The sequence below is a fragment of the Pontibacter sp. Tf4 genome, assembly GCF_014212495.1.
Classification (GTDB): Bacteria; Bacteroidota; Bacteroidia; order Cytophagales; family Hymenobacteraceae; genus Pontibacter.
Genome location: NZ_JACKZC010000002.1, coordinates 172,095 through 197,506, shown reverse-complemented (window position 1 = coordinate 197,506; position 25,412 = coordinate 172,095). Strand labels below are relative to the sequence as shown.

General features: G+C 47.2%; 24 protein-coding genes and 1 tRNA gene. 5 read left to right on the top strand and 20 right to left on the bottom strand.

The window, feature by feature from the left end; genetic code table 11:
- Positions 1-204: 204 nt before the first annotated feature.
- Positions 205-1,251 (bottom strand): DNA polymerase III subunit delta, encoded by a 1,047-nt coding sequence (gene holA / locus H7F15_RS03790; RefSeq protein WP_185195627.1) that lies wholly within the window; start codon positions 1,249-1,251, stop codon positions 205-207.
- A gap of 177 nt (positions 1,252-1,428) precedes the next feature.
- Entirely contained in the window at positions 1,429-3,126 is a 1,698-nt protein-coding gene (locus tag H7F15_RS03785; protein WP_185195626.1) for a hypothetical protein, read from the bottom strand.
- Positions 3,127-3,351: 225 nt separating this feature from the next.
- Between H7F15_RS03785 and tyrS the strand changes: the two genes are divergently transcribed.
- A complete protein-coding gene (gene tyrS, locus H7F15_RS03780) occupies positions 3,352-4,656 on the top strand; it encodes a tyrosine--tRNA ligase (protein WP_185195625.1) in 1,305 nt (434 codons plus the stop codon).
- Between the two features lie 77 nt (positions 4,657-4,733).
- On the opposite strand, the gene H7F15_RS03775 is transcribed toward tyrS, so the two are convergent.
- On the bottom strand, positions 4,734-4,925 hold the full coding sequence (locus H7F15_RS03775; RefSeq protein ID WP_185195624.1) for a histone H1: 192 nt from the start codon (positions 4,923-4,925) through the stop codon (positions 4,734-4,736).
- A gap of 106 nt (positions 4,926-5,031) precedes the next feature.
- Complete coding sequence (locus H7F15_RS03770) at positions 5,032-6,270, bottom strand: aminotransferase class I/II-fold pyridoxal phosphate-dependent enzyme (RefSeq protein ID WP_185195623.1); 1,239 nt, start codon at positions 6,268-6,270, stop codon at positions 5,032-5,034.
- A gap of 209 nt (positions 6,271-6,479) precedes the next feature.
- On the opposite strand from H7F15_RS03770, the gene accC reads away from it, so the two are divergent.
- Entirely contained in the window at positions 6,480-7,979 is a 1,500-nt protein-coding gene (accC, locus tag H7F15_RS03765; protein ID WP_185195622.1) for an acetyl-CoA carboxylase biotin carboxylase subunit, read from the top strand.
- Between the two features lie 122 nt (positions 7,980-8,101).
- On the opposite strand, the gene bshB1 is transcribed toward accC, so the two are convergent.
- The 8 genes from bshB1 to H7F15_RS03725 all read right to left on the bottom strand — a co-directional run bounded on the left by bshB1 (position 8,102) and on the right by H7F15_RS03725 (position 16,746).
- Positions 8,102-8,821, bottom strand: a complete 720-nt coding sequence (bshB1, locus tag H7F15_RS03760; protein ID WP_185195621.1) for a bacillithiol biosynthesis deacetylase BshB1 — start codon at positions 8,819-8,821, stop codon at positions 8,102-8,104.
- 12 nt (positions 8,822-8,833) lie between these two features.
- The gene (locus H7F15_RS03755) at positions 8,834-9,880 is read right to left on the bottom strand and encodes a M23 family metallopeptidase (protein ID WP_185195620.1); all 1,047 of its coding nucleotides are present in this window, start codon (positions 9,878-9,880) and stop codon (positions 8,834-8,836) included.
- 137 nt (positions 9,881-10,017) lie between these two features.
- Positions 10,018-10,956, bottom strand: a complete 939-nt coding sequence (gene trxB, locus H7F15_RS03750; protein WP_185195619.1) for a thioredoxin-disulfide reductase — start codon at positions 10,954-10,956, stop codon at positions 10,018-10,020.
- Between the two features lie 150 nt (positions 10,957-11,106).
- Positions 11,107-11,970: an RNA polymerase sigma factor RpoD/SigA gene (locus tag H7F15_RS03745; protein ID WP_025605096.1), complete on the bottom strand. Its 864-nt coding sequence runs from the start codon at positions 11,968-11,970 to the stop codon at positions 11,107-11,109.
- A 186-nt stretch (positions 11,971-12,156) separates the two neighbouring features.
- On the bottom strand, positions 12,157-14,298 hold the full coding sequence (pnp, locus tag H7F15_RS03740) for a polyribonucleotide nucleotidyltransferase (RefSeq protein WP_185195618.1): 2,142 nt from the start codon (positions 14,296-14,298) through the stop codon (positions 12,157-12,159).
- A 137-nt stretch (positions 14,299-14,435) separates the two neighbouring features.
- Positions 14,436-14,711: a 30S ribosomal protein S15 gene (gene rpsO, locus H7F15_RS03735; protein WP_185195617.1), complete on the bottom strand. Its 276-nt coding sequence runs from the start codon at positions 14,709-14,711 to the stop codon at positions 14,436-14,438.
- 111 nt (positions 14,712-14,822) lie between these two features.
- Positions 14,823-16,238, bottom strand: coding sequence for an LptF/LptG family permease (locus H7F15_RS03730; RefSeq protein WP_185195616.1), 1,416 nt, complete (start codon positions 16,236-16,238; stop codon positions 14,823-14,825).
- 103 nt (positions 16,239-16,341) lie between these two features.
- Positions 16,342-16,746 (bottom strand): START-like domain-containing protein, encoded by a 405-nt coding sequence (locus H7F15_RS03725; protein ID WP_221626983.1) that lies wholly within the window; start codon positions 16,744-16,746, stop codon positions 16,342-16,344.
- A 136-nt stretch (positions 16,747-16,882) separates the two neighbouring features.
- Between H7F15_RS03725 and H7F15_RS03720 the strand changes: the two genes are divergently transcribed.
- Positions 16,883-16,956 (top strand) — tRNA-Met (locus H7F15_RS03720).
- A 193-nt stretch (positions 16,957-17,149) separates the two neighbouring features.
- On the opposite strand, the gene H7F15_RS03715 is transcribed toward H7F15_RS03720, so the two are convergent.
- Both H7F15_RS03715 and H7F15_RS03710 read right to left on the bottom strand, forming a co-directional pair.
- The gene (locus H7F15_RS03715) at positions 17,150-17,605 is read right to left on the bottom strand and encodes a DUF4440 domain-containing protein (protein ID WP_185195615.1); all 456 of its coding nucleotides are present in this window, start codon (positions 17,603-17,605) and stop codon (positions 17,150-17,152) included.
- A gap of 107 nt (positions 17,606-17,712) precedes the next feature.
- Entirely contained in the window at positions 17,713-18,171 is a 459-nt protein-coding gene (locus H7F15_RS03710; RefSeq protein WP_255481068.1) for a glycine zipper domain-containing protein, read from the bottom strand.
- 290 nt (positions 18,172-18,461) lie between these two features.
- Between H7F15_RS03710 and H7F15_RS03705 the strand changes: the two genes are divergently transcribed.
- Entirely contained in the window at positions 18,462-19,604 is a 1,143-nt protein-coding gene (locus H7F15_RS03705; RefSeq protein ID WP_185195613.1) for a putative sensor domain DACNV-containing protein, read from the top strand.
- Positions 19,605-19,658: 54 nt separating this feature from the next.
- A complete protein-coding gene (locus tag H7F15_RS03700) occupies positions 19,659-20,177 on the top strand; it encodes a GreA/GreB family elongation factor (RefSeq protein WP_185195612.1) in 519 nt (172 codons plus the stop codon).
- Between the two features lie 81 nt (positions 20,178-20,258).
- Here the strand turns inward: H7F15_RS03700 and H7F15_RS03695 are convergent, their stop codons facing one another.
- From H7F15_RS03695 to H7F15_RS03670, 6 genes are all read right to left on the bottom strand, one after another.
- Positions 20,259-20,777 (bottom strand): hypothetical protein, encoded by a 519-nt coding sequence (locus H7F15_RS03695; RefSeq protein ID WP_185195611.1) that lies wholly within the window; start codon positions 20,775-20,777, stop codon positions 20,259-20,261.
- 209 nt (positions 20,778-20,986) lie between these two features.
- Positions 20,987-21,331: a 50S ribosomal protein L20 gene (gene rplT / locus H7F15_RS03690; protein WP_185195610.1), complete on the bottom strand. Its 345-nt coding sequence runs from the start codon at positions 21,329-21,331 to the stop codon at positions 20,987-20,989.
- A 95-nt stretch (positions 21,332-21,426) separates the two neighbouring features.
- Positions 21,427-21,621, bottom strand: a complete 195-nt coding sequence (gene rpmI / locus H7F15_RS03685) for a 50S ribosomal protein L35 (RefSeq protein WP_076666337.1) — start codon at positions 21,619-21,621, stop codon at positions 21,427-21,429.
- A gap of 23 nt (positions 21,622-21,644) precedes the next feature.
- Positions 21,645-22,169 carry a translation initiation factor IF-3 gene (infC, locus tag H7F15_RS03680; RefSeq protein ID WP_185195609.1) on the bottom strand — a complete coding sequence of 175 codons (525 nt, stop codon included), beginning with the start codon at positions 22,167-22,169 and terminating at the stop codon, positions 21,645-21,647.
- A 116-nt stretch (positions 22,170-22,285) separates the two neighbouring features.
- A complete protein-coding gene (gene thrS, locus H7F15_RS03675) occupies positions 22,286-24,223 on the bottom strand; it encodes a threonine--tRNA ligase (protein ID WP_185195608.1) in 1,938 nt (645 codons plus the stop codon).
- A gap of 31 nt (positions 24,224-24,254) precedes the next feature.
- Positions 24,255-25,367 (bottom strand): tetratricopeptide repeat protein, encoded by a 1,113-nt coding sequence (locus H7F15_RS03670; protein WP_185195607.1) that lies wholly within the window; start codon positions 25,365-25,367, stop codon positions 24,255-24,257.
- Positions 25,368-25,412 lie beyond the last annotated feature (45 nt).

Below are 25,412 nucleotides of genomic sequence, written 5' to 3'. Positions count from 1 at the left end.
AACCGGCCCGGCAGCGCCAGGCTTATTCGTTTCTTTATTCCTGATATATAAATGGCCTTTCTGCATCAGCCACTTCATTCAAAGTTAATAATTTTTGACAAGCGTCCCCGGTTTTAACCTTTTGCGCCGCCATTTGCCCGGCAAAACATAGTTACACCTATATATAATGCGATAGGGACAAAAATATTGTACCGGTTTTTAAATTTAAACCACCAGGTTTCGCGGCACCGGGTGCAGTATTTTAAACACCAGTTCCCGCATAATATCCGCCTCACTCATGTCGCCTCCGGTTATGCCTTTCGACTGTAGGTCAGCTTCACGGATGTAATGCACAATGTCTGCTACGCGGTTTATCGGGTAAAGGCGCATGGCATGCTGGTATTCTTTCAGTTTCCAGGCCTGTTGCCCCAATAACTTCTTCAGCCCGGCATCCGATTTATCAGCGGCACCATGCAGGCTCAAAAGCTTCGAAAAGAACGAAAACAACATTCCAATGTTAGGGATAACCGGGTTATTTTTCGGATTTGCCTCAAAGTAGTTAATGATCCGGTTCGCTTTCAGGGCATCCTGGGCAATAAGGGCAGCCTGCAGTTCAAAAATATTATACTCCTTACTGATGCCTACATTCTCCAGCACCACACGCTCATCTATCGTTTGCCCGGGCTTTAGGTTAAGCAACAGCTTGTCTATTTCGTTGGCAAGGCGGCTCAGGTCGGAACCGATAAACTCGCTTAGCTGCTGTACTGCCTGTGGTGTGGCTTTTATACCTTTGCTCTTGAGGTAATTTGTTACCCAGGCCGGCACCTGGTTTTCCCAAAGCTTTTTAGTAGTCAGCATGACCGCATGCTGTGCGAAGGCTTTAGAGAGCGACTTGCGGCCATCCAGCGTTTTATGTTTGTAGGCAAACACCAGTATGGTGGACGGCAGCGGATTGCTCAGGTAGGCTTCGAGCTGCTTTGCACCATCTTCCTTGTCAATGTCTTGTATGCTTTGGGCTTCCTTTACGATCACCACCGAGCGTTCAGCCATCATTGGGAAACGCTTTGCCTGCAGCAGTACCGTTGCCACATCCACATCCTTTCCATAAATCACTACCTGGTTAAAGCCTTTTTCATGCTCCTGCAGGGCGTGCTGTTCTATATAATCCGAGATCAGATCAATATAGTATGGTTCCTCGCCCTGCAAAAAATACACAGGAGCAAAGTTGCGTTTCTGAAGCTGTTCTAATATGCCTTCGGGGGTGTGGGCCATTACGTAGGGAATCGTTAACTACACAAATTTAAGACTAAAGCCCGAAAGTGGAAGTATAAACCAGCCTCTTCGGCCGCTATTTCTGATCCGACTCGAAAAATTAGCGCAAACTATAGTTATAGCCTTCAAAACAAAAAGCCCGGGATTTCCCGGGCTTTACAACTATAAACTATCGTTTTACTTCTTCAGCTCTGTAATAGACTCCGACAGGGCAGCTATCACGTTACGGGCTTTCTCGGTATCGTTCAGTTTTATCTCCACCGTGTTGGTGTAGGCCTGTATCTTACCGTCTTTGTAATACTTTATGATCTTATCCTTGAAGTTGGTTTCCATCGTTACCGAAAGCCACGTGCCTTTTACACTATAGTTTACACTTTTCGGGTTAATGTCTGTCAGGTTAAATTCGTAGATCTCTTCAACAGTCTTTTTGCTGTCAGACTCCACAGTCGTATACTTCAGTTTATTGATATCGGCAGCATCAACCAAAGCAAACTTCTGCGTAACGGTTTTGCCATCCAGGCTCAGTTCACCAATGTTGCTGATCAGCCACTTTACCTTGTCCGGGGCTTTGCCACTGAACTGCATCTTATAGTTATCGCGGCAGCCAACTATAGCTTTGCCCAGCACGTGCGCCAGGCGTCGGGCCACTTCCACATCTTCGGTATAGATCTTTACATCGTCGTTGTATGATTTAAGGACATCATCTTTGCTATATTTTACCAGTTTGGCTTTGTCCTTCACTTTTACTTCGATGCTCATTTTCTGACCACTTATGCTGTAATCCAGCAGGTTTTCGTTCAGGTCCATCAGGTTCAGTTCGTACACTTCCTTTTCTGTTTTGCCTGCAGTCTGGCTCACCTGCTGCAAAGTGGCAACACAGCCGGCATTTATAGTTTGCTCAATTGTAAGTTCACCATATTTTACCGGTTTTATGAAGGAGCTTAACAGTTTCAGGGCTTCCTGCTGATTGGCAACAGCCGGCATAGCCGCTTTTACTTTCTCCTGTGCTTGCGGAATTACAAGGTTCAGTACTGTTTTCAGGTCGCGGGCATCCTCTACGTTGTTTACAACCACGCTTACCTGGTTTGTAAAATTGCCGGGTGCGCTGTTTTTGGTATACTTCACTACTTTCTGATCGCGAACGGTCTCAAAGCCAACTATAAACTGGTTACCAGATATCTTGAACTTGATGGAATTCGGGTTGATATCGGCCAGGTTAAAGGTATACACATGGTCTTCGGATTTCTGCTTGTCTACTTCCGTGTTCTGGAAACGGATCGTACCGACATGATCGCCTTTGGCAAAGGCCTGCTTGTAAATTTTATCGCCCAGCTCAACCGGCTTCACGTTCTGCGTCAGCCAGTCTACCTGCGCGTCGTAAGTGGTTAGTTTCAGCTTCTTTTCCATCAGCTTTTCAGCCATTGGTATACCGGCTTTCAGTAGCTCTTTCAGGGCGCGGGCATTGTCAATATCCTTGCTTATCAGTTCCACACTTGACACGTATGGCTGCACTTCGCGGTCTTTGTATACTTTAATGAGCTTCTGATTATTACGCACCGTGGCTTTTACCAGTAATTTATCTTTCTGCGTCACTTCTGTCACGGCATAAGGATCCAGGTCAGCCATGTTAAACTCATACATATAAGTTACCGCTTTGCCTTTTTCATCGGTCTGGGTAAACTCGTACTGCAGCAGGTAAGGCTCCTTAAAATTGAGCTGCTGCTGATACTTGATCTTTGCCGTCTGTACTTCGGTAATTTTCCCTTTCAGGTCGGTGCTTACTTTGCGCAGATCCTCTGTCTGGGCGAAGCTGACCTGTGCGCACAGCAGCAGGGCTACTGCCGGGGCCAGCACTGTTTTCATGTTAAATGCCATAAACTATAGATTAAAGAATGAATGATGCGGCCAAAGCCAGCCTCTACTAATTACTACTCAGAATATTAGATGATACAAATATAGTATTTACCCTATTCAGAACCCATACCCGAAACTGTGTATTTTACAGCGGGCCAGGTGCCGGGCTGCAACTATGGCAACTATACAGGCAATTTACTGCCAACTCTTTTTTATATTTGCCGCAAACTGAAGATGACGATATAGATGAATCTGATAGAAGAACTGAGATGGAGAGGCATGCTCCACGATTTCATGCCCGGTACCGAAGAACAACTGGCCAGCGGCATGACCACCGGCTATATTGGCTTCGACCCGACCGCTTCCTCGCTGCACATTGGTAACCTGGCCACTATTATGTTGCTGGTGCACCTGCAGCGTGCAGGCCACAAACCTGTAGCGCTTGTTGGTGGCGCCACCGGCATGATCGGCGACCCATCCGGAAAATCAGCGGAGCGAAACCTGCTGGACGAAGCAACCCTGCGCGCCAACCAGGAGGGCATCCGGAAACAGTTAGAAAAATTCCTTGACTTTAACAGTGGTGTCAACTCTGCCGAGATCGTTAACAACTACGACTGGTTCAAGGAGTTCAGCTTCCTGGGTTTTCTGCGTGAAGTAGGCAAACACCTGACGGTAAACTACATGATGAGCAAGGATTCGGTGAAGAAGCGTATCAGCGCCGATGAAGAAGGCGACCGCGCCGAAGGTCTCTCCTACACCGAGTTTGCCTACCAGCTGATCCAGGGCTACGACTTCTATCATTTATATAAAAACAAAGGTGTAAAGCTGCAGATGGGTGCTTCCGATCAGTGGGGTAACATCACGACCGGTACTGAGCTGATCCGCCGTATGGATGGTGGCAAAGCCTTTGCACTGGTTGGCAAGCTGGTTACCAAATCCGATGGTACTAAATTCGGCAAATCCGAAGGTGGCAACATCTGGCTGGATCCTAACTTTACATCGCCATACAAGTTCTACCAGTTCTGGCTTAACCTGTCGGATGAAGAAGCGGAGAAGCTGATAAAGGTGTATACATTGCTCCCTCAAGATGAAATTGAACGATTGACAGAAGAGCACAAACAGGCTCCGCACCTGCGCGTTTTACAGAAAGCCTTAGCTAAGGATGTTACAATTCGTGTGCATTCCGAAGAAGACTATATTGCTGCTGTAGATGCCTCAGAAATTTTATTTGGGAAAGGTGATTTAGAGACCCTGAAAGGCCTGAAAGAGCAAATATTGCTGTCTGTGTTCGAAGGTGTGCCGCAGATAGAAGTTAGCAGCGCTGCCTACGCAGAAGCTGCCAGCGTAAGCGAGCTGCTCTCCGACCTGACAGGTGGCCAGGTATTCGAGTCGAAGGGTGAGGCGAAGCGTATGATCAAGAACGGTGGCGTAAGCATAAACCGCCAGAAGGTACAGAACCCTGATGAGGCGCTGAACTATGACCTGTTGCAGGATAAATACCTGGTTGTGCAGAAAGGCAAAAAGAACTACTACCTGGTTATAGTTAAGTAACTATAGTTTAAGTAGTTACAAATAAAAAAGGTGACCTTTTCAGGTCACCTTTTTTATTTTCAGTTGCTGTCTGATTACTATTTTTTATCAGCAGTGCTGTTTTTCATGTCCTGAACTTCCTTACGGATGTCCTGCGCCATGTTTTTAAGATCCTGCATGCCTTTACGTACACGTGTACCTGCAGCTGCGTTGTTTTTGTCGTAGAACTTCTCGAAGTCAGCTTCCAGCGACATAACCAGGTCTCTCAGTTTGCTAAAGTTGTTGTTCATTAGAGCTATTTGTTATAGTGAAACATTTGGTTTGATAGCTCTAATATACACATTTAGTAATAAGATGCAAAAATTAGAGAAATTTAATATATGCCTTTAGAGCAAACTACGCAGTAACCGGAGACTTGGAGTACAAGCCTTTGTCCAATTTTTGTGCAATTTTCTCAAACGCGTCGATCGTCTCTTTCACATCCTCCAGCGTGTGCGCAGCAGTAGGGATAAGACGTAACATGATCACATCTTTCGGTACTACCGGATACACAACTATAGAGCAGAAGATGTTATAGTTCTCGCGCAGGTCCAGTGTAAGCTGTGTCGCATCCGGAATCTGCCCGTTCAGGAATACAGGCGTTACCGGCGACGTAGTTGTACCGATGTTGAAGCCTTTTTCACGCAGACCAGCCTGCAGGGCATCTACTACTGTCCATAGTTGCTCTTTCAGTTCTGGCTTTGTGCGCAGCAATTCCAAACGCTTCAGGGCACCAATTACCAGTGGCATTGGCAACGATTTGGCGAAGATCTGTGAACGCATGTTGTAGCGCAGGTATTCTACCACCTGCTCATCGGCGGCTACAAACGCACCAATGCTGGCCATAGATTTGGCAAACGTAGAGAAGTAAACATCAATACCATCCTGGCAGCCTAAATGCTCGCCTGTACCGGCACCTGTTTTACCCATTGTTCCGAAGCCATGTGCATCGTCTACAAACAGGCGGAAGTTGAATTTCTCTTTCAGGGCTACCACTTTATCCAGGCTACCCAGGTTACCAGACATCCCGAATACACCTTCCGTGATCACCAGGATAGCGCCGCCTGTGTTCTCAGCCCAGCGTGTGGCACGCTCTAACTGTTTCTCCAGGCTAACCATGTCGTTGTGGGCATACACAAAGCGCTTGCCCTGGTGCAGACGCAGGCCATCAATAATGCAGGCATGCGACTCAGCATCATAAACGATAACGTCGTGGCGGTCGACCAGTGCATCAATAATAGACACAACACCCTGATAACCGAAGTTTAAAAGCAGGGCATCCGGCTTCTGAACAAACTCAGCCAGTTCTGCTTCCAGTTTCTCGTGGTAGTTGGAGTTACCCGACATAATACGGGCACCCATCGGGTAAGCCATGCCCCACTCTGCAGCCGCCTCAGCATCAGCTTTGCGAACTTCCGGGTGGTTTGCCAGGCCCAGGTAGTTATTCAGGCTCCAGGTAAGTACCTCTTTGCCCCTGAACTTCATGCGTGGAGCAATCTCCCCTTCCAGTTTAGGAAAAGTAAAGTAACCATGCGCATAATGTGAGTGGCTACCTAACGGACCTCTGTTGGTCTTCAGTTTTTCAAATAAATCCACTTTCGTAATAATTAAGTTATCGGGATATTTCTGTCTTAAAGCACTTAATATGCATTCATACGAATTCTTGCATAAAGTTGCGCAAATTTAACTTTTTAAGCTGTCAATTACAATCTAATCCTTTGCTGGCAAAGTCTTTTTTCTATATTCAGCTTTTATGTTTGGTGCCAAAGCCGTTTCTTTGAACTCTGAAAAAGTAAAGCTCCGGCATGAGAAAAATAAATAAGCTATTAGTTGCCAACCGTGGCGAAATTGCCCTGCGCGTAATGCGGACAGCTAAAGAAATGGGCATTAAAACCGTAGCTGTTTACAGCGAAGCAGACCGAAACGCACTGCATGTACGTTTTGCCGACGAAGCTGTTTGCGTAGGCGGGCCAAAATCTAACGAATCGTACTTGCGCGGCGATGTAATTATTGATGTCTGCAAAAAACTGAATGTAGATGCGATACACCCGGGTTATGGTTTCCTGTCTGAGAATGCCGGTTTTGCCAAAGCGGTGGAAGAGGCTGGAATTATTTTTATCGGCCCATCCCCGGCAGCCATTGAACTGATGGGAAGCAAACTGGCCGCCAAAGCAGCAGTTGCCAACTATAACATCCCGATGGTGCCCGGCACCGAGTACGCCATTACCGATGTAGAAGAAGCGAAAAAGATTGCCCAGAACATCGGTTTCCCTATCCTGATCAAGGCCAGCGCTGGCGGCGGCGGTAAGGGTATGCGTGTAGTGGATAGCGTGGAGGTTTTCGAAGAGCAGATGCAGTTAGCTGTAAGCGAGGCTACATCAGCTTTTGGCGATGGCTCCGTTTTTATTGAGAAATACATTGGCTCACCACGCCACATCGAGATACAGGTATTAGGTGATACGCATGGCAACATTGTTCACTTATTTGAAAGGGAGTGCTCTATCCAGCGCCGTCATCAGAAAGTGATCGAAGAAGCGCCATCGGCAGTGCTTACGCCCGGACTGCGTGAAGAAATGGGACGTTGCGCCGTAAATGTAGCCAAAGCCTGTGATTACGTTGGGGCTGGTACGGTAGAATTTCTGGTGGATGAGAACCTGAACTTTTACTTCCTGGAAATGAACACCCGTCTGCAGGTAGAGCACCCGGTAACAGAACAGATCACAGGCCTGGACCTGGTACGCGAGCAGATACAGATTGCAGAAGGTAAGGCATTAAGTTTCCGTCAGGAGGACTTAACTATAAACGGGCATGCCCTGGAACTACGCGTGTATGCCGAAGACCCGGCCAACAATTTCCTGCCAGACATCGGAAAACTGGAAACTTACAAGCGTCCGCAGGGATTGGGTGTACGGGTAGACGATGGTTTTGAGCAGGGCATGGACATTCCGATCTATTACGACCCGATGATTGCCAAACTGGTTACCTTTGGCAAAGACCGACAGGAAGCCATTGAAAAGATGCTGCGCGCCATAGCTGAATACCAGATAACCGGAATCGAGACAACACTGCCTTTCGGTGCCTACGTGCTGCAACACGAAGCGTTTGTGAGCGGTAACTTCGATACCAAATTCATCGAGCGTTACTTCACCCCGGAAGCTCTGAAGCCAGCATCATCGGAAGCAGAAGAAACTATAGCTGTAGCCTTGGCTGCCATGCTGCTGCAGAAGCAAAAACCAACTATAGCTGAAGCCGGAACTGCTACTGCAACTGTACCGCAATCTAACTGGCGAAAGAACAGAACCTAACTATAAAGAAACTGAAAAAAGAAGGGCGCTACAGTTGTGGCGCCCTTCTTTTTTATAGTTAAGTATGTATTATGCCCTATTGCTATAGTTTGGCCTTTATACTTTAATAATTATCCTGCAAACTATAGGAGATCAAAAAGATTCTTTACACCGATCAGGCGTTCCACTGTAAAACCTTCGCCGTACGTTACCCCAATGGCATGGCCATATTCTTTGGCGCGGGCTTCAATAAACTCCATAAATTCGGGCGAGGAGATGTAAGTATTTTGTGATGTATCCTCGGGGTTGTAGAACTGCGATTTAAAAGCGCGTATGCTTTCCAGTTTCTTCTCCCAGTACGGCGTAATATCTACAACCACATCCGGCTTTATGTAACGGTCCTGAATAAAATGGTAAACGGCCTTTGGTCGCCAGGCTTCCTGCTGCTCTCCTTCCGGGCCAAAGGTTTCGATCATCTTAAGGCCAGCCAGAAAGCAGGCTTCCGACACCAGCTGCGACCCTTTGCCATGGTCCGGATGGCGGTCATGGATCGCGTTCATCAGCACCAGTTCAGGCTTATACTGTCGGATCTTCTCTACTACTTTTAGTTGATGTGCTTTATCGTTCACAAAAAAGCCATCAGCAAAACCAAGGTTCTCACGAATACTTAAACCCAGAATTTCGGATGCGGCTGCTGCTTCGGCAGCGCGTGTTTCCGGTGTTCCGCGGGTGCCAAGTTCGCCTCTTGTCAGGTCAACTATACCTGCTTTTTTACCGGCGGCAATGTGCGCAACTATAGTTCCGGCACAGCCAAGTTCAGCATCATCGGGGTGCGAAGCAAAAGCAAGTATATCTAATTTCATAGGTTGATCAGGTTATTTAACTCGTAACTTACGTCCAACTCTAAGTGTGGTTCGGGTGCTCATCCCATTCAGCTTTGCAATCTGGGTGGCAGTTACGCCATATCTTTTGGCAATGCCTGAAAGTGTGTCGCCCTTACGAACAGTATGGTAATAAGAGCTGCGTCCGCGGGACGAGCTGGACTTATAGTTATTATAATAATTAAAGAGCGCTGAGGTAATGACGAAGTTCTGGCCTTTCAACAGGTAATCCGGAAAGTCATAAAAATGTTCAGGGTTAAGCGGGTTGCCCTGGTAACGAACCTCGTAATGCAGGTGTGGCCCGGAGCTACGGCCTGTGCTTCCTCCTAAACCAATTACTTCGCCCGCTTTCACAAACTTACCGACCGGTGCGATGGCTTTGCTCATGTGGCCATAAAGGGTTTCGAGTCCGTTATAGTGGCGCAATACAATGTAGTTACCATACCCACTGCCGTCCCATTTATTAATACGCACCACCCCATCAAAAGCAGCGTAAATACTATCGCCGGTATCCAGGTCAATATCAGTACCGGCATGCAGTCTTCCCCATCTTCCGCCAAAGCGGCTGGTTACAGGAGTTTTCTCCAGGGGCATCTTATAGTTGCGGTCAGCTTTCGGGTCGTACAACTGCACATTCACCGAATCTTTCAGTTGACGCCCATCCATGCGGTACGGATTTATATTACGCGTATCCCAGATGGCATAATACCCTGCTATTTTGATCCACGAAGAATCGATCAGTACCTCATCTGATACTTCCACAATATGCTGCTCGCCCAGGTCCAGCTCTGTTGTGTCTTCGCTAACGATAGACAGTTCCTTTTTCGGGCTGAAATTGATAGACTTACCAGCATCCGAATTTTCGTCATCAAACTCATCGTACTGGATAAGTATGGTGGTGTCAGGGCGAACGTACTGTATTTTGGGCGACTTTACCTTAAACAGGTCTTTACCTTTCTTTTGTGCAATTGCTCCCTGCGAAAAACACAAGTAACATAAAAAGAAAAGCACAACTGCTAAGGGGCTTTTTAACTTTGGCATCGTTTAAACGTAGGCTTTGTATTGTTTGTAAGGGCGTATTCCGCTTACTCTAACTATAGCAAAGTCAATTTTATTGTAAACACCTCAACACTACTACTTAAAATAAAGTGCAAAGCGCCGGTGCTACAGGTCAGAAATTAATGCAAATTGTTGGCTGCCAGGTAACGCTCTGCATCCAGCGCTGCCATACACCCTGAACCTGCTGCCGTAACAGCCTGTCGATAGGTATAATCCTGCACGTCGCCGCAGGCAAACACGCCATCTATATTTGTTTTGGATGTACCCGGAATGGTACGGATATAACCGTTCTCATCTAAGTTCAGGTAATCAGCAAAGATGTCGGAGTTTGGCTTGTGCCCGATCGCTACGAAGAAACCGCTTACCGGAATCTCTCTTGTTTCGTTTGTCAGCACATTCTTTACGCGCACACCGTTCACCACATCATCACCCAGGATCTCATCAGTTACAGAGTTCCATAGTATCTCGATGTTCGGAGTCTTCTTTACCCGCTCCTGCATAATAATAGAGGCACGCATTTCCTCGCGGCGTACGATCATGTATACTTTTTTGCACAGGTTTGCCAGGTAAGTTGCTTCCTCGGCAGCCGTATCGCCGGCACCAACTATAGCCACATCCTGCCCACGGTAGAAAAAGCCATCGCACACGGCGCAGGCGCTCACACCGTTACCATTCAGTTTCGCTTCCGACTCCAGACCCAGCCATTTTGCGGAGGCGCCGGTCGAAATGATCACTGTATCAGCTTCAATTACTTTCTGGTCGTCAATCGTTACTTTATGCGGCTGGCCGGAAAAATCTACAGCTGTGGCGATACCATAACGTACATCGGTACCAAAGCGCTCGGCCTGCTTCTTAAAGTCTTCCATCATTTCCGGACCTTTCACTCCGTCCGGGTAGCCTGGGTAATTCTCTACATCATTTGTTATAGTCAGCTGACCGCCCGGCTGCAGGCCCTGGTACAGTACAGGTTTAAGTCCGGCTCTGGAAGCATATATAGCTGCGGTATAACCAGCAGGGCCGGAACCGATGATAAGGCATTTTACTCGTTCTATTTCCATGAAATCGGGTGCAATTTATTTTGGATGCAAGTATACTAAAAATTCTGCTCCTTTGCCCGCATTGAGCAAACTGAAATAGGCAGACAGCCGGTTAAAAACGACAAAAGCCCTGGCTTTTAACCAAGGCTTTTGCAACATAAATCTTAATGCTTATCCTAAATAAGGCTTCAGTGCCTTGCTTCTGGATGTATGGCGTAGTCTACGGATCGCTTTTTCTTTGATCTGGCGTACACGCTCACGGGTCAGGTTAAATTTCTCCCCTATTTCTTCCAGCGTCAGCGAGTGCTCACCATTCAGGCCAAAGTAAAGGGTAATTACATCGGCTTCGCGTTTAGTTAGCGTAGAAAGCGCACGCTGTACTTCCTTACGAAGCGAGTCGTTCATCAGACCCATGTCCGGTGATTCTTCATCTTCGTTTTCCAGTACGTCCAGCAGACGGTTTTCTTCGCCCTGCACAAACGGAGCATCCACAGATACGTGGCGTCCTGAAATTTTAAGAGTATCTACTACTTCAGCAGTGGTCAGTTCCAGTACTTCGGCAATCTCTTCCGGTGATGGCTCACGTTCGAATTTCTGCTCCAGTTCTGAGAACGACTTTGAGATCTTGTTCAACGAACCAACACGGTTCAGTGGCAAACGAACAATTCTTGACTGCTCGGCCAAAGCCTGCAGAATAGACTGACGGATCCACCAAACGGCGTAAGAGATAAATTTAAAACCTCTTGTTTCGTCGAAACGCTTTGCAGCTTTAATCAGGCCAAGGTTACCTTCGTTAATAAGGTCGCCCAAAGACAAGCCCTGGTTCTGGTACTGTTTGGCAACAGACACCACGAAACGAAGGTTGGCTTTTGTCAGCTTCTCAAGTGCAAACTGATCTCCCTCTTTGATTCTCTGTGCTAACGACACTTCCTCATCCGGTGTAAGCAAATCGACTTTACCAATCTCCTGTAAATACTTATCAAGCGACTGGCTTTCGCGGTTCGTGATCTGTTTGCTTATCTTGAGTTGTCTCATCAGAGTATATTATTAATGCAAAAATGTGAAATTTTCAATTCGGGCTCGGAGTGGTAACATCAGAAAATCGCGCAAAGTTCTTACATATTACGAATAAAATCAAGAACCTGTACGCGAAACCCAAAAAATAAAAACTCCCGATGCAACCATGGCTTTACCAGGCAGCATCAGGAGCCTTACAATATATTACTGATTTTGTTTAGGAGCTTCCGGTTTTGGAAGGATAGCCTTACGAGACAGTTTAAATTTACCTGTCTTCTTATCTACATCGATCAGTTTCACTTTCACTTCTTCACCAACTTCCAGCACGCCATCCATTGTTTCAACGCGCTCGTGTTTGATCTCAGAAATATGAAGCAGACCATCTTTGCCCGGCATGAATTCAACAAATGCGCCGTAAGGCTGAATAGACTTCACTTTACCAATGTATACTTCACCTATCTCCGGCTGAGCAACTATAGCTTTGATCTTGCTAACTGCACTGCTCATAGAATCCTGATCGCTGGCGAAGATGTTAACGTGGCCTTTCTCGTTCTTCTCTTCGATGATGATCGTAGCCCCGGTATCTTTCTGAATCTGCTGGATCACTTTACCACCTGGTCCGATCACCGCACCGATAAATTCTTTATCGATCACCATGTTGAATGAACGAGGAGTGTGTGGTTTGTAATCCGGGTTAGCAGAAGCAATGGTCTTGTTCATCTCGCCTAGGATATGCAGACGACCGCCTCTTGCCTGCTCCAGCGCCTGGCCAAGTACATCGTATGATAAGCCCTGAACTTTGATGTCCATCTGGCAAGCAGTAATACCATCTTTGGTACCAGCTACTTTAAAGTCCATATCACCCAAGTGGTCTTCATCACCAAGAATGTCAGAAAGAACAGCAAATTTACCGGTCTTCTCATCTGTGATAAGTCCCATGGCAATACCAGAAACACCGCCTTTAACCGGTACACCAGCATCCATCAGTGCAAGCGAGCCCGCACAAACGGTAGCCATAGAAGACGATCCGTTGGATTCCAGAATATCAGAAACAACACGGATAGTGTATGGGTTTTCAGCATCCGGTGGCAACACTTTTTTCAGCGCACGCAGCGCTAAGTTACCGTGACCAATCTCACGACGGCCAGGACCTCTGTTTGGCTTCACTTCGCCGGTAGAGAATGCCGGGAAGTTATAGTGCAGTAAGAATTTATTATAACCAGATACCATCGCGCTGTCGATCATCTGCTCGTCCAGTTTGGTACCAAGTGTTACAGTTGTCAGAGACTGCGTTTCGCCACGCGTAAAGATCGCAGAACCGTGTGTAGCCGGCAGGTAGTTCACTTCAGACCAGATCGGACGGATCTCATCCAGTCTACGGCCATCCAGCCGAACGCGCTCATCCAGGATCATGTTACGAACCGCTTCCTTCTCTACATCGTGGTAGTAAGTTTTGATAAGCGTTGTATCGTAGCCATGCTCTTCACCAAGCGATGCCATGAACTCTTCCAGCACAGCCGCGAAGCCTTCTTTGCGCTCCGATTTGTTAGCTCTGCCACGTTTTGCTACTTCATATGCTTTGGCATACGTTGCATCGTATACTTTCTGACGCAGTTCCTCGTCGTGCGTCTCGTGCGAGTACTCACGCTTCTGTAGTTTACCTACCATTTCGGCAAGGTCAAGCTGGGCCTGGCACTGCACTTTAATAGCTTCGTGTGCAAATTTGATAGCTTCCAGCATTTCTGCTTCAGAAACCTCGTTCATCTCCCCTTCTACCATCACAACACTGTCCATAGAGGCACCTACCATCATATCGATGTCGGCACGCTGCAGGTCAGAAACAGTAGGGTTGATTACTAACTGGCCATCAATACGTGCTACGCGCACTTCAGAGATAGGACCGTTAAAAGGAATATCCGATACAGCAAGTGCAGCAGAGGCAGCTAAAGCAGCCAGGGCATCCGGCATAATCTCCGTATCAGCAGAGATCATATGTATCGTCATTTGTGTTTCGGCATGGTAATCATCCGGGAACAGCGGGCGCAGTACACGGTCAACCAGGCGCGAAACCAGGATCTCGTAGTCAGAAAGGCGGGCTTCTCTTTTCAGGAAACCGCCAGGAATTTTACCAGACGAAGCGAACTTCTCCTGATAGTCTACAGAAAGTGGCAGGAAATCTACGCCTTCGCGGGCGTCTTTGTTGGAAACTACTGCAGCAAGCAGCATAGTGTTTCCCATCTTTACCACAACAGAGCCATCGGCTTGTTTGGCTAATTTACCAGTTTCAATTTGGATCTCCCGGCCATCCGGAAGAATGATTGTTTTGTTAATCGCGTTTACAGACATCTTCAATAATTTTTAGCATCAAAAAAACAGGGCTGCCGTTTGCGGCCGCTGTTAAGGGTACTGGTAAGAAGGAAGGGGGTGTTATAAAAAAGATTAGGGAATCCCTTGCGTGAATTCCCTGATCAAAAAAATATTTTTTATTTACGGATACCCAGCTCGCTGATGATAGCTCTGTATCTTTCGATATCGTTTTTCTGAAGGTAGTTAAGCAATCTTCTTCTTTTACCTACCAGTTTCAGAAGGCCCAGACGAGTGCTGAAATCCTTTTTATGCGTTTTCAGGTGCTCAGTCAGGTCGGTGATACGAGCTGTGAAAAGCGCGATCTGAGACTCAGCTGAACCAGTATCGGTCTTAGACTTTGCTATGCCGTGTTTTTCGAAAATTTCTTGTTTCGCTTCAGTAGTTAATTTCATTTGTATAAAATATCAATCTGTTTTTATCTTATATAGATTGCCGTATAAGCCGCAAAGATATAAAAATTTAATTTAATAAAAACTATTTTACTGCTCTTATTTGCAGCAGTGCTATATTTTGCTGCGGCGCAGTCTTGCCATAATTTTCCGCCAGAAATCAAACTCCAGCAAGCTCGAGTCGTTCCGCGCCTGGTACAAAAAGAACAAGCCGATCGGAAGCAGAATAGCGTTGGAAGCCCACATACCAACTGGCACCGGCACAAGCCCCTCGCGCGCCCACTTCTCGCCCAATATAGAGAGCACATACATCACAATAAAGAAAATGATGGATATGATCACCGGTACGCCAAGCCCCCCCTTTTTAATAATGGCGCCCAGTGGCGCGCCGATCAGGAACATGATCAGGATACTGGCCGACTGCGTGTATTTCTTCCAGATCTCGATCTCGAAGTTATTTGCCTCTCGGATAGTGCTGTTCATGCGCTCGATGTAGCCGGAGGTAAAGTTTTTGATATTACGGGCTTTGTTCTTCGCCATTACCAGCATGGTTGCATTTGGGTCAGGCAGTTCCTTATCTAACTCTTCGTTAATCCGTGCCCTGCCGCTGTACTTGGCCTTGGTCGTATCTACGCTCAGGTACATGTAAAAAGGATCCACGTTTGCTTTAAAGGTCTTGTACTCTTTGTTCGCCTGTCGGTGCAACGAGTCGGTTACCACATCAAGTTCCGCAATGTTCTTCATCATTTTGTTATCCGCAAAATACTCTTCGCGGGTACGGTTCAGATCAAAAGACGAAAGGCTGAACATGATCTTGCTTTCATCGAACTTCTGCCGCACAAACTGCTCGTTAGATCCCTGGAAAGCAGAACTGTTCTGGTTCACATAAATATTCCCTTTAAACAGCTCCAGTACCAGGTACGAGTCGTTGTGCTCGGTATACATCCGGCCCGAGTCGGCAAGTATCACGCGGGTGTTATTGCCGCCCTGTGTATGATCGTAAATCATAACATCGCGCACTATGCCACCATCGCCCAGTTTTTCATTAATCTTGATACTATAGCCGGGCAGCCCGTTATAAAATGCGCCTTCCTTAAAGTTCATGGTCGGCTTGGTCTGCCTGATATCCCAGAGCAAACTATAGGCTTTCAGGTTAGCCCGCGGCACCACGTTGTTGTTAAAGAAAAAAGCGCTGATGGATAGGACGGTGGCAAAAATGAACACCGGCCGTAAGATGCGCGGCAGCGCGATGCCGGAAGTTTTAATAGCGGTAAGTTCGTGGTGTTCGCCAAGCGTACCAAAGGTCATGAGGGACGAAAGCAGTACGGCCAGCGGCAGAGCTACAGGTGCCATGTTCAGGCTGAAGTAAAACAACAACTCACCGAACACCCCAGCACCCAGGTCTTTCCCAACCAGTTCGTCGAGGTACTTGAGCATATACTGCGTCAGCAGGATAAACTCAACGACAGCAAAAGTTAATATGAACGGGCCGATGAACGACCTTATAATAAGCTTATCTAATTTCTTCATGCGAGCGATTAAACCACGACGGCTTTGCCGGGGCTATGGCCTATAGTGTAACGCATACACCCCAAAAAACGTGCAAAGATACGCAGTGGAACAAGACGGCGCGCTACCCTCCTACTATTTCTCTCAGGTTTTGCATCAGGTTATCCCATAGTTCGGCCAGTTCTTCCTGGTCGTCTTCGTCTGAGTAGTCCACCACTTTCAGGAACTGCTCCTGGGTAAGCTCGCTGGATTCGATAGAGAAATCGATATAGGACGGGTCCTGCACATGGCTGCGGCTGTCATCAAGGAAAAGGAAACGGACAGAGCGGTTAGGACGATAGCCGGTAAGTTCTGCGTAATGGCTGGCACCATCCCATACAAAATTGTATACTTTATTCTCTTCTACTTTTACATCGTCGCAAAACCACTGTGCCAGTCCGCTGGCAGTGCTCAGGTACGGATAAAGTAATCTGGCGGAAGCATTGATCGGGTATTCTGCAACAAATTTTGTTTTGGTAGACTTAATCATCGTGAACAATAGTAAGTGATTGAGTAAGTATAGTGTTATTTTTTGATTCTTTTAATATACCGAAAATAAAATATTTTTTTTCTGGCAAAGGTATTGTGCAGAATAAAATCTTTTGCCTACTTTTGCATCACAATTCGGCGGGGTAGCTCAGATGGTTAGAGCGCAGGATTCATAACCCTGAGGTCGGCAGTTCGATTCTGCTCCCCGCTACAACAAAAGCCTGCTGGTTAACTCCAGCAGGCTTTTTTGTTTTACCAGACTATAGTTACAGGGGCACATAATAGCACTAAATAGCTCAGTACTAATAGCATACTATAGTTAATCAGGTCCAAGGTATTATATAAAACAAGAGCCGCCGGTACTGATCCGGCGGCCCTTGTTTTATAAATCATCGTTTAAAGGACTATAGTTTTGCTTCAACGGGCAGGTCTTCCAGCTGGGCGTAGCTTAATTTCCAGGTGCCGTCTTCCATTTTCTTCCAGAGCAGCATGTAGTTTCCTTCGCCCTCACCGCCCGGCTGGCCTGGTGCATCCGGCAGCACATCTACTGTAAAGGTGCCGGCTTCGTAGGCAATATCGCCCGAAATACCGGAGCTTATTTTTCGCAGGCGCAGGTCATCAATTGTTTCGATCGTTTCGTTCACCCATTTATCCATAACTTCGGATTTACCGCTGAAGTGAATTTCGCCCTGCACAAAATCAACGTCGTCAGCCATCATTCCTTCCAGCTTATTTTCGTCGTCATCGTTCCAGGCATCTATAAATTGTTTATTCAGGTCTTCTACCACTTTAACATCTTCGGTCTGTTTGCAGGATACGAACAAAAGCGCCATAGCCAGCATTGCTATCAAGGATCTCATAGGTTCAGTCTTTAGTATAGTTATACATACATATAGTTTTTCCGGCTTATACGGATATAAAAAAAACCAGACAATACAGCCTGGTCTTTTTTATAGTTTAGGTTTAATTACCAGCTTTTTCTTCTGTACTCAGAAGTGTGATATGGTTTGTCGGTATCGCCAAAGTCAGGGTTTGGCAGGAAACCGTTGCTTGCCAGGTAGGCCATAGAATTAGCATTGTAAGCCATTTCCGGCTGTGCGGCTACCAGTGCAGTAGCAGGAGCTTTGGCTGCAGCAGGAGCTGTTGCTTTTCTGCTGGAAGAAGCTAAACGTGCGTTGGCTGCACGGTTGGCAGCTGCAGCTCTGTTAGCGGCTGCAATACGCTCGGCTTCTTTTTTCTTCTGCTTGTTATCGATGATCTTACCAACACCGTAACCGGCACCTGCGCCAACTACGGCACCTACAGCACCACCAACCACGCGGTTACGCTTATGAATAATGGCACCTGCGGCAGCACCTGTAGCACCACCAATTACAGCACCTTTTGCCTGTGGGCTCCATCCTTTTCTTTCGTTGGTCTGAGCCATTGAGCTAAATGCAACAGCCACTATCAATACAAGGCTTAGAGCTAAACTGATTACCTTTTTCATAACTTCAATTTTTTAAGTTAAAACGTTATACGCAACTGATAAGGGTAGTTACAATTGCCGTGCCACTTTTATGTTCAGGTTTCTGATTTTCTTTAGTAATAGCTATAGTTTCTTTTTTAAAGCTAATTAAGCAGCATTTTTTTTAAGCCTGATAAGTAGCAACTACGCGCAACCATAAAACTTTACCCGCCCGGAACAGTTACAACAACTATAAACGCACTACCTACATGAGCAGGAACAGCACCTACCAGGCCGCAACCGCTGTAGCACCAACTATAGAGCAGCACTTTTTACACCAGATAACAGCTGCCCGTCAGAACAGTTATACGCCGCTGGCAACTCCGCCAACCGCACAACAGGTAGAAGCTATAGTTGATACCGCCTTCTGGGCAAGCTTACGACACGAAGAAGGGCGGTCTGTTAAAATATCGCTTGCTTTTGTTTCGCCGGAACAGGCAGGGCAGCCTATTCTTTTCTCGCAGTTATTGCCCCTCACCCCTGCCGTACTTACCAAACTGGCACCCGGCGTAGACCGCCCCGGCATACATGTAGGCGTTTGGGTAGACGAGAACGGATTATACATCTGGGGAAGCACACGCGTAATTCCGAGCTTGTGCTTTGTGGTGGATGTTTCGGAGCCGGGGCTGCTGGTGGTTAAAACACGAAGACTGGATGGATTTGGAAAATTTGCGAACGTGGCCGTACTTAAAGGTGACCAGGTGCAGTTGGTAGAAGAAAAAAGCAACGGAACCGGTAACCAGCTGGGCTACCTGAGCACTATTATAGAGAAGATACCGGCACTGGCTCAATTGGAGGCTACCATATTGGTTTTAATAGCTGTTTCGATGCGGGCACACAAACGCGGCGGTTCGCTCCTCATTGTACCTGCTGACACGACCAACTGGCAAAACTCACTGGTGAAACCGGTGCTCTATAGTTTACAGCCATCTTTTACGGGTTTAGCTACCCTCCTGCTGCAAACTGAAGAGCCCCTTGCCGACAACCAACTGAAACAGGATGAAATACGCCGGGAAATTGATGCCATTGCCGGCCTGACGGCTATAGATGGCGCCACTATCATGAACAACAACTACGAACTATTGGCCTTCGGAACAAAACTGGGCCGTCCAGTAAATAGTGTGCCCGTAGAAAAACTTATAGTAACCGAGCCTATTATAGGTAGCACAGCCAAAGAGATGCACCCGGCCCAGAATGGCGGCACCAGGCATTTATCGGTTGCCCAGTTCATTTACGACCAACCGGATACGTTAGGCCTTGTGGCCTCGCAGGATGGAAAATTCACAGTCTTCTCCTGGTCGCAGGAACACCAGATGGTGAACGCCCACCTTATAGATGCGCTACTACTGTAACAAAACAACTATAGGCCCTGTAACACCTGCCACCAGATACCGTTAAGGACACACATGAGCAGAGCATTTGTAAAAGAAGACGACTCCGGCGAAGCACCCATTATTCCGCCGCGTGCCGCCTTGCCAGCGGGTGTAACCAACTATGTAACCCCGCGTGGACTGGAACTGCTACGCCAGGAACTGACGGAACTGGAGGCAGAACGCAGTCAGGCCGAAGCCAACCGGGAAAACGAAGCCGAACGCACCCGCCAGTTAACTATACTGAACGGGCGAATTGCAGCCCTCAATGGCAGAATAGCATCAGCAAGAGTGATCGACGCCAAAGACCAGCCTGCAGACCAGGTAAGATTTGGTGCAACGGTTACACTCAAAACTATAAAAGGTAAAAAGCCGGGTCTTGAAAGGACCTTTACAATTGTGGGTGTGGACGAGGCTTCTGTAGAGGAAGGCAGAATTGCGTTTGTTGCCCCCATTGCCCGTACCGTGACAGGTGCTAAAAAGAATCAGGAACTGGTTTTAAAACTTGGCCGCGAAGAAGAAACAGTAAAAGTTACCGAAATTTCGTATAACTGACCATCCCAACAGCAATAAGCCCTGACCGTTAAAGTTCTCAGAACAAAACGGTCAGGGCTTATTATTTAAACTATAACTCAACTATAGTTCAGGTGCTTTATTAAATACCAGGTAATCTATCATTCGCCATTCCGCACCGTCCTTACTAACCTCAAAGGTCATTTTAAAGGATGTATCGGATAGCTTCTCATAAATAAAGTGTTGCCACATGATGCCGCCTTTCGGATGTGCCTGCTGCGTGGTAAGCACCAGTCTTCCATCCTGCCAGCCCTCACTCTCGAACAGGCGATGGCCACTATTGTTATCGAAGATATACGCTACAAACCTGCCCGATTGCGGATCGGTGCCCCACCACGAGGTTGCTTTATAGGTATTGGGCGCAATATCTGTGTGGTCGTGGGTGAGCCAGCCGCCATCGAGCGCTGTGCTAAAATTCAGGGTAGCTGCTATAACTTTGCCGCTGGCAAATTTGCCTTCGCCGGTCCACTTCCCGGAAAAGAACTGGACTAACTCTTTGGATGGTTTTTGCGGTGCAGACTGCTGGGCGCGCGCACTGAAGACAGCACATAGCAGTGCCAGGGTAAGAATCAGGTTTTTCATTGGTTTTATTTTGTTGTAAAAGATATTGGGAGCAATATTGCCAAAAGCAACGGGCAAAATTAAAGAATTATTGTTTAAGACGTAGGTCTGTTAAACTATAGTTTGAAAGGCACTGCCGGCTATACCTTAAAGTGATGACAAGAAACTATAGCCAAATAAAAAAGGCTCAGCCGAAGCCAAGCCTTTTAAATACTATATAACGAAGTAAATTACTTTACTTTATCAACAATGCTCTTGAAAGCTTCCGGGTGGTTCATCGCCAGGTCAGCAAGTACTTTGCGGTTCAGGTCGATGTTTGCCTTTTTAAGGGCACCCATTAAAGCTGAGTAAGAAAGACCGTGCTCACGTGCACCTGCGTTGATACGCTGGATCCAAAGGGCGCGGAAATCTCTTTTCTTCTGCTTTCTGTCGCGGTATGCGTAAGTTAAACCTTTTTCAACAGCGTTTTTCGCTACTGTCCAAACGTTCTTACGACGGCCAAAGTAACCTTTGGCCATTTTCATCATTTTCTTTCTTCTGTGTCGTGCTGCAACGACGTTTACCGATCTAGGCATTTTTTTACAGTTTTAGCGGCTGGTGATTAAACTTTAATCTTCAAAAAACCAGACACTGGGTTTATACTAATTAATTAACCTTCTAATTCCTTGAATTAGATTTGAAGCATTAACTTCACTCTGTCCATATCAGCAGTGCTAACAAGGCCAGTATGTGTTAAATTACGCTTCTGCTTTGTCGTTTTCTTGGTCAGGATGTGGCTCTTATAAGCGTGCTTACGCTTAATTTTGCCAGTACCTGTCAAAGAAAAACGCTTCTTTGCACCAGATTTAGTTTTAACTTTTGGCATGGGTATATAATTGATTAAACAAATTACTTTTTAGCAGGAGCTGCAACTTTCGGCGCCAGCATCAGGAACATTCTCTTTCCTTCCAGTTTAGGCAGTTGCTCTACTTTAGCTACATCCTCCAGCGCCTGCGCAAACTTCAGTAACAGAATCTCGCCACGTTCCTTAAATACGATGGTTCTACCAACGAAGTGTACATAAGACTTGATCTTAAATCCGCTTTCCAGGAATGACCGGGCATGCTTCAGCTTGAACTCAAAATCGTGGTCGTCTGTGTTAGGACCGAAACGGATCTCCTTCACCACTACCTTCTGCGCCTTCGCCTTCATCTCACGGGTTTTCTTCTTCTGCTCGTACTTAAATTTCGAGTAGTCGATGATACGGCATACGGGTGGGTTGGCAGTAGGAGAAATCTCAACCAGATCAAGATTCTGCTCATTTGCAATTTTCTGGGCATCCCTTGTCTGGTATACCCCCTGCTCTACATTGTCTCCAACGAGTCTTACCTCTCGGGCAGTAATCTTATCATTGACTTTGTATGGCTCTTCCACCTTTCCGCGTGGGATAAAGCGCTTGTTTTGCGTAGCTATAGTTTTACCTCCTTAATTTATTTTAATAATCAGGGTGCGAATATCGCAATTAATCTATCAAAAAGAAAATTCTTTTCTTAATTGTTAACCATTTCGGCTATTTTGCTCTGAAACAAGGTCACGAAGTCGTCTACATTCATCGAGCCCAGGTCGCCTTCGCCGTGTCTGCGCACAGAAACTGCATTTTCTTCCTGCTCTTTCTCTCCCACTATCAGCATGTAAGGCACTTTGCGCACTTCCGCGTCACGTATCTTACGACCTATCTTCTCGTCGCGGTTATCTACAAAACCACGGATGTCCTGCTCTGCCAGGCGGTCATACACCTGCTGAGCAAAATCCTGGTATTTCTCCGAAATCGGAAGTATGGCAAACTGCTCCGGGCTTAACCAAAGCGGGAAATTACCGCCACAGTGCTCTATCAGAACAGCCACGAAACGCTCCAGCGACCCAAACGGTGCACGGTGGATCATCACCGGGCGATGCTTCTGGTTATCAGCACCAATGTACTCCAGCTGGAATCTTTCTGGTAAGTTATAATCTACCTGAATAGTTCCCAACTGCCACTTACGGCCCAGGGCATCACGCACCATAAAGTCGAGCTTAGGTCCGTAAAACGCAGCCTCGCCCAGTTCGGTTACAGTGCGCAGGCCTTTCTCGGCAGCAGCCTCTATAATAGCGCTCTCTGCTTTCTCCCATAGTTCATCGGAACCAATATATTTAGCTTTATTCTCCGGATCTCGCAATGAGATCTGGGCAGTATAGTCTTCGAAACCAAGCGCGCTGAACACGTAAAGCACCAGGTCGATCACTTTCATGAATTCCTCTTTCACCTGGTCCGGTCGGCAGAAGATGTGCGCATCGTCCTGTGTAAAGCCACGCACCCTTGTAAGGCCATGCAGCTCGCCACTTTGTTCGTAACGGTAAACGGTACCAAACTCAGCCAGGCGCACCGGCAGCTCCTTGTAAGAACGCGGACGGGTTTTATAGATCTCGCAGTGATGCGGACAGTTCATCGGCTTCAGGAAGAACTCCTCTCCTTCATTCGGCGTTCTGATCGGCTGGAAAGAGTCAGCACCATATTTCTCGTAGTGGCCTGAGGTAACGTATAGTTCCTTGCTGCCTATATGCGGCGTAACTACGGGCTGGTAACCGGCTTTCACCTGCGCCTTGCGCATGAATTGTTCCAAGCGCTCACGCAGCAGTGTACCTTTCGGCAACCACAATGGTAAGCCCATACCTACTTTCTCGGAGAAAGCGAACAGTTCCAGTTCTTTGCCCAGTTTGCGGTGGTCGCGTTTTTTGGCTTCTTCCAGTCGCTCCAGGTACTCAGTCAGTTCCTTTTGTTTCGGGAAGGTGATACCATAGATACGGGTCAGCTGCTTTTTGCTTTCGTCGCCGCGCCAGTAGGCACCGGCCACGTTCATCAGCTTGGCAGCCTTTATAAAACCTGTGTTCGGGATGTGTGGTCCGCGGCAAAGGTCTGTGAAGTTCCCCTGCTCGTAAAACGTGATCGTTCCGTCTTCCAGGTCTTTGATCAGGTCCAGTTTATACTCATCGCCTTTCCGGGTAAAGTATTCTATAGCTTCTGCCTTAGAAACTTCACGACGTTTGAATTCTTCTTTGTTGCGCGCCAGCTCCAGCATTTTCTGCTCTACTTTGGCAAAATCATCCTGTGAAAAGGTACGCTCCCCAAGATCCACATCGTAATAGAAGCCGTTCTCTACAGGAGGTCCTATTCCGAATTTAACACCCGGATATAGTTCTTCCAGGGCCTCGGCCAGCAAGTGTGCCGACGAGTGCCAGAAAGCATTCTTACCTAAGTCATCGTTCCAGGTGAGCAGTTGCACGGTAGCATCCTCCGTTATCGGACGCGTGGCATCCCAAACGGTGTCGTTAACTTTTGCGGCCAGCACGTTGCGCGCCAGACCTTCGCTAATGCTTAGTGCAATCTCGTAGCTCGTCACCCCTTTCGGATATTGGCGAACAGAGCCATCTGGTAGTGTGATGTTGATCATGTATCGTTTTATTGACTCGTGTTGTAATTCTTTACTCAGTTATAGTTGTTGTATCGGGTTGCGAAACAACAGGCGCTGGTCTGGTAAGCTTTGCCTTCAGCCTTGCAATGCTATAGTTGGCTACGCCATAACCCGGCTGCAAAGCTGCCAGCCGCTGATATTGCTCTAACGCATTAATGTTCTGGCCAGTTCGTTCATAGGCATTTGCCAGCGCCGAAATATACTTAATATTATGGTTGTTGTCCCGTGCTGCTTTCTCAAAATGCAGAATCGCGGCCGGGTAATCTCCTTTTGCATACATCAGAAAACCTGCCCGGGCATGTGCAGCCTGCAGGGTATCCGCCAATGCAAGCGCCTTTTGGTAGCTCCACAATGCACTATCCGTTTTCTGTACCTGCTGGTAATACATGCCCTGGTAATACCAGACCAACGCATCTTTCGGCAATTGCTTCTGCACCTTTTGCAGGTAATACCTGGCTGTATCCAGCTGCTGCTGCTTTACCAAAGCTCCTGCCAGGTCGCGCTGCGCTTCCAGTAACTCCGGCTCTTCGGTTACAGCCAATCTATAGTTGGTAAGGGCGCGGGCCGTATCGCCGGTGGCTGCTGCTGCTCTACCCTTAAAGTAAAAAGCATAGCCGTTATCCGGATCAAGTGCCAAGGCCTTGCGTGCCACTTCAGCAGCCTTTTGCGGTTGCTTCAGTTGCAGGTACAGATCGCTTAACAGCACATAGAGGGCCGTGTTCTGGTACGAGTTACGCTCTGCTTTCAGCGCCAGTGCAAGAGCTTCTGCCGGTTGGTGCATGGCCCGCAAAATATGCGCTTTCAGGAAAAGGTAGCTCATGTTCTTCTCGTTCAGCGCGATAGCGTCATCCACGTCCTTCAGCGCTTTCTCCAGTTCTCCCTTGCTCAGTAAAACCCGGGCCCTTCTGGCAAAAAGGCTGGCATCCTGCCCGTTGCGCTGGATAGCTGCATCCAGGTTTCTGAGCTTTGCTTCCTCATCATCCGTCACCTCTTCGAGGTTTACCAAATGCTCTCCGTCCTGCTGCACCGGGTTGCAACTACTGCCCAACATCAGCACCGTAACCGACAAAAAGCAAAGCGCTTTTCTCAAAGGTCTGGTATTGATGTATGGCAAGTGGTGCATAGGTGCGCTAAATTAGGTATTATTTGTGAAATTATTGGCTACCCT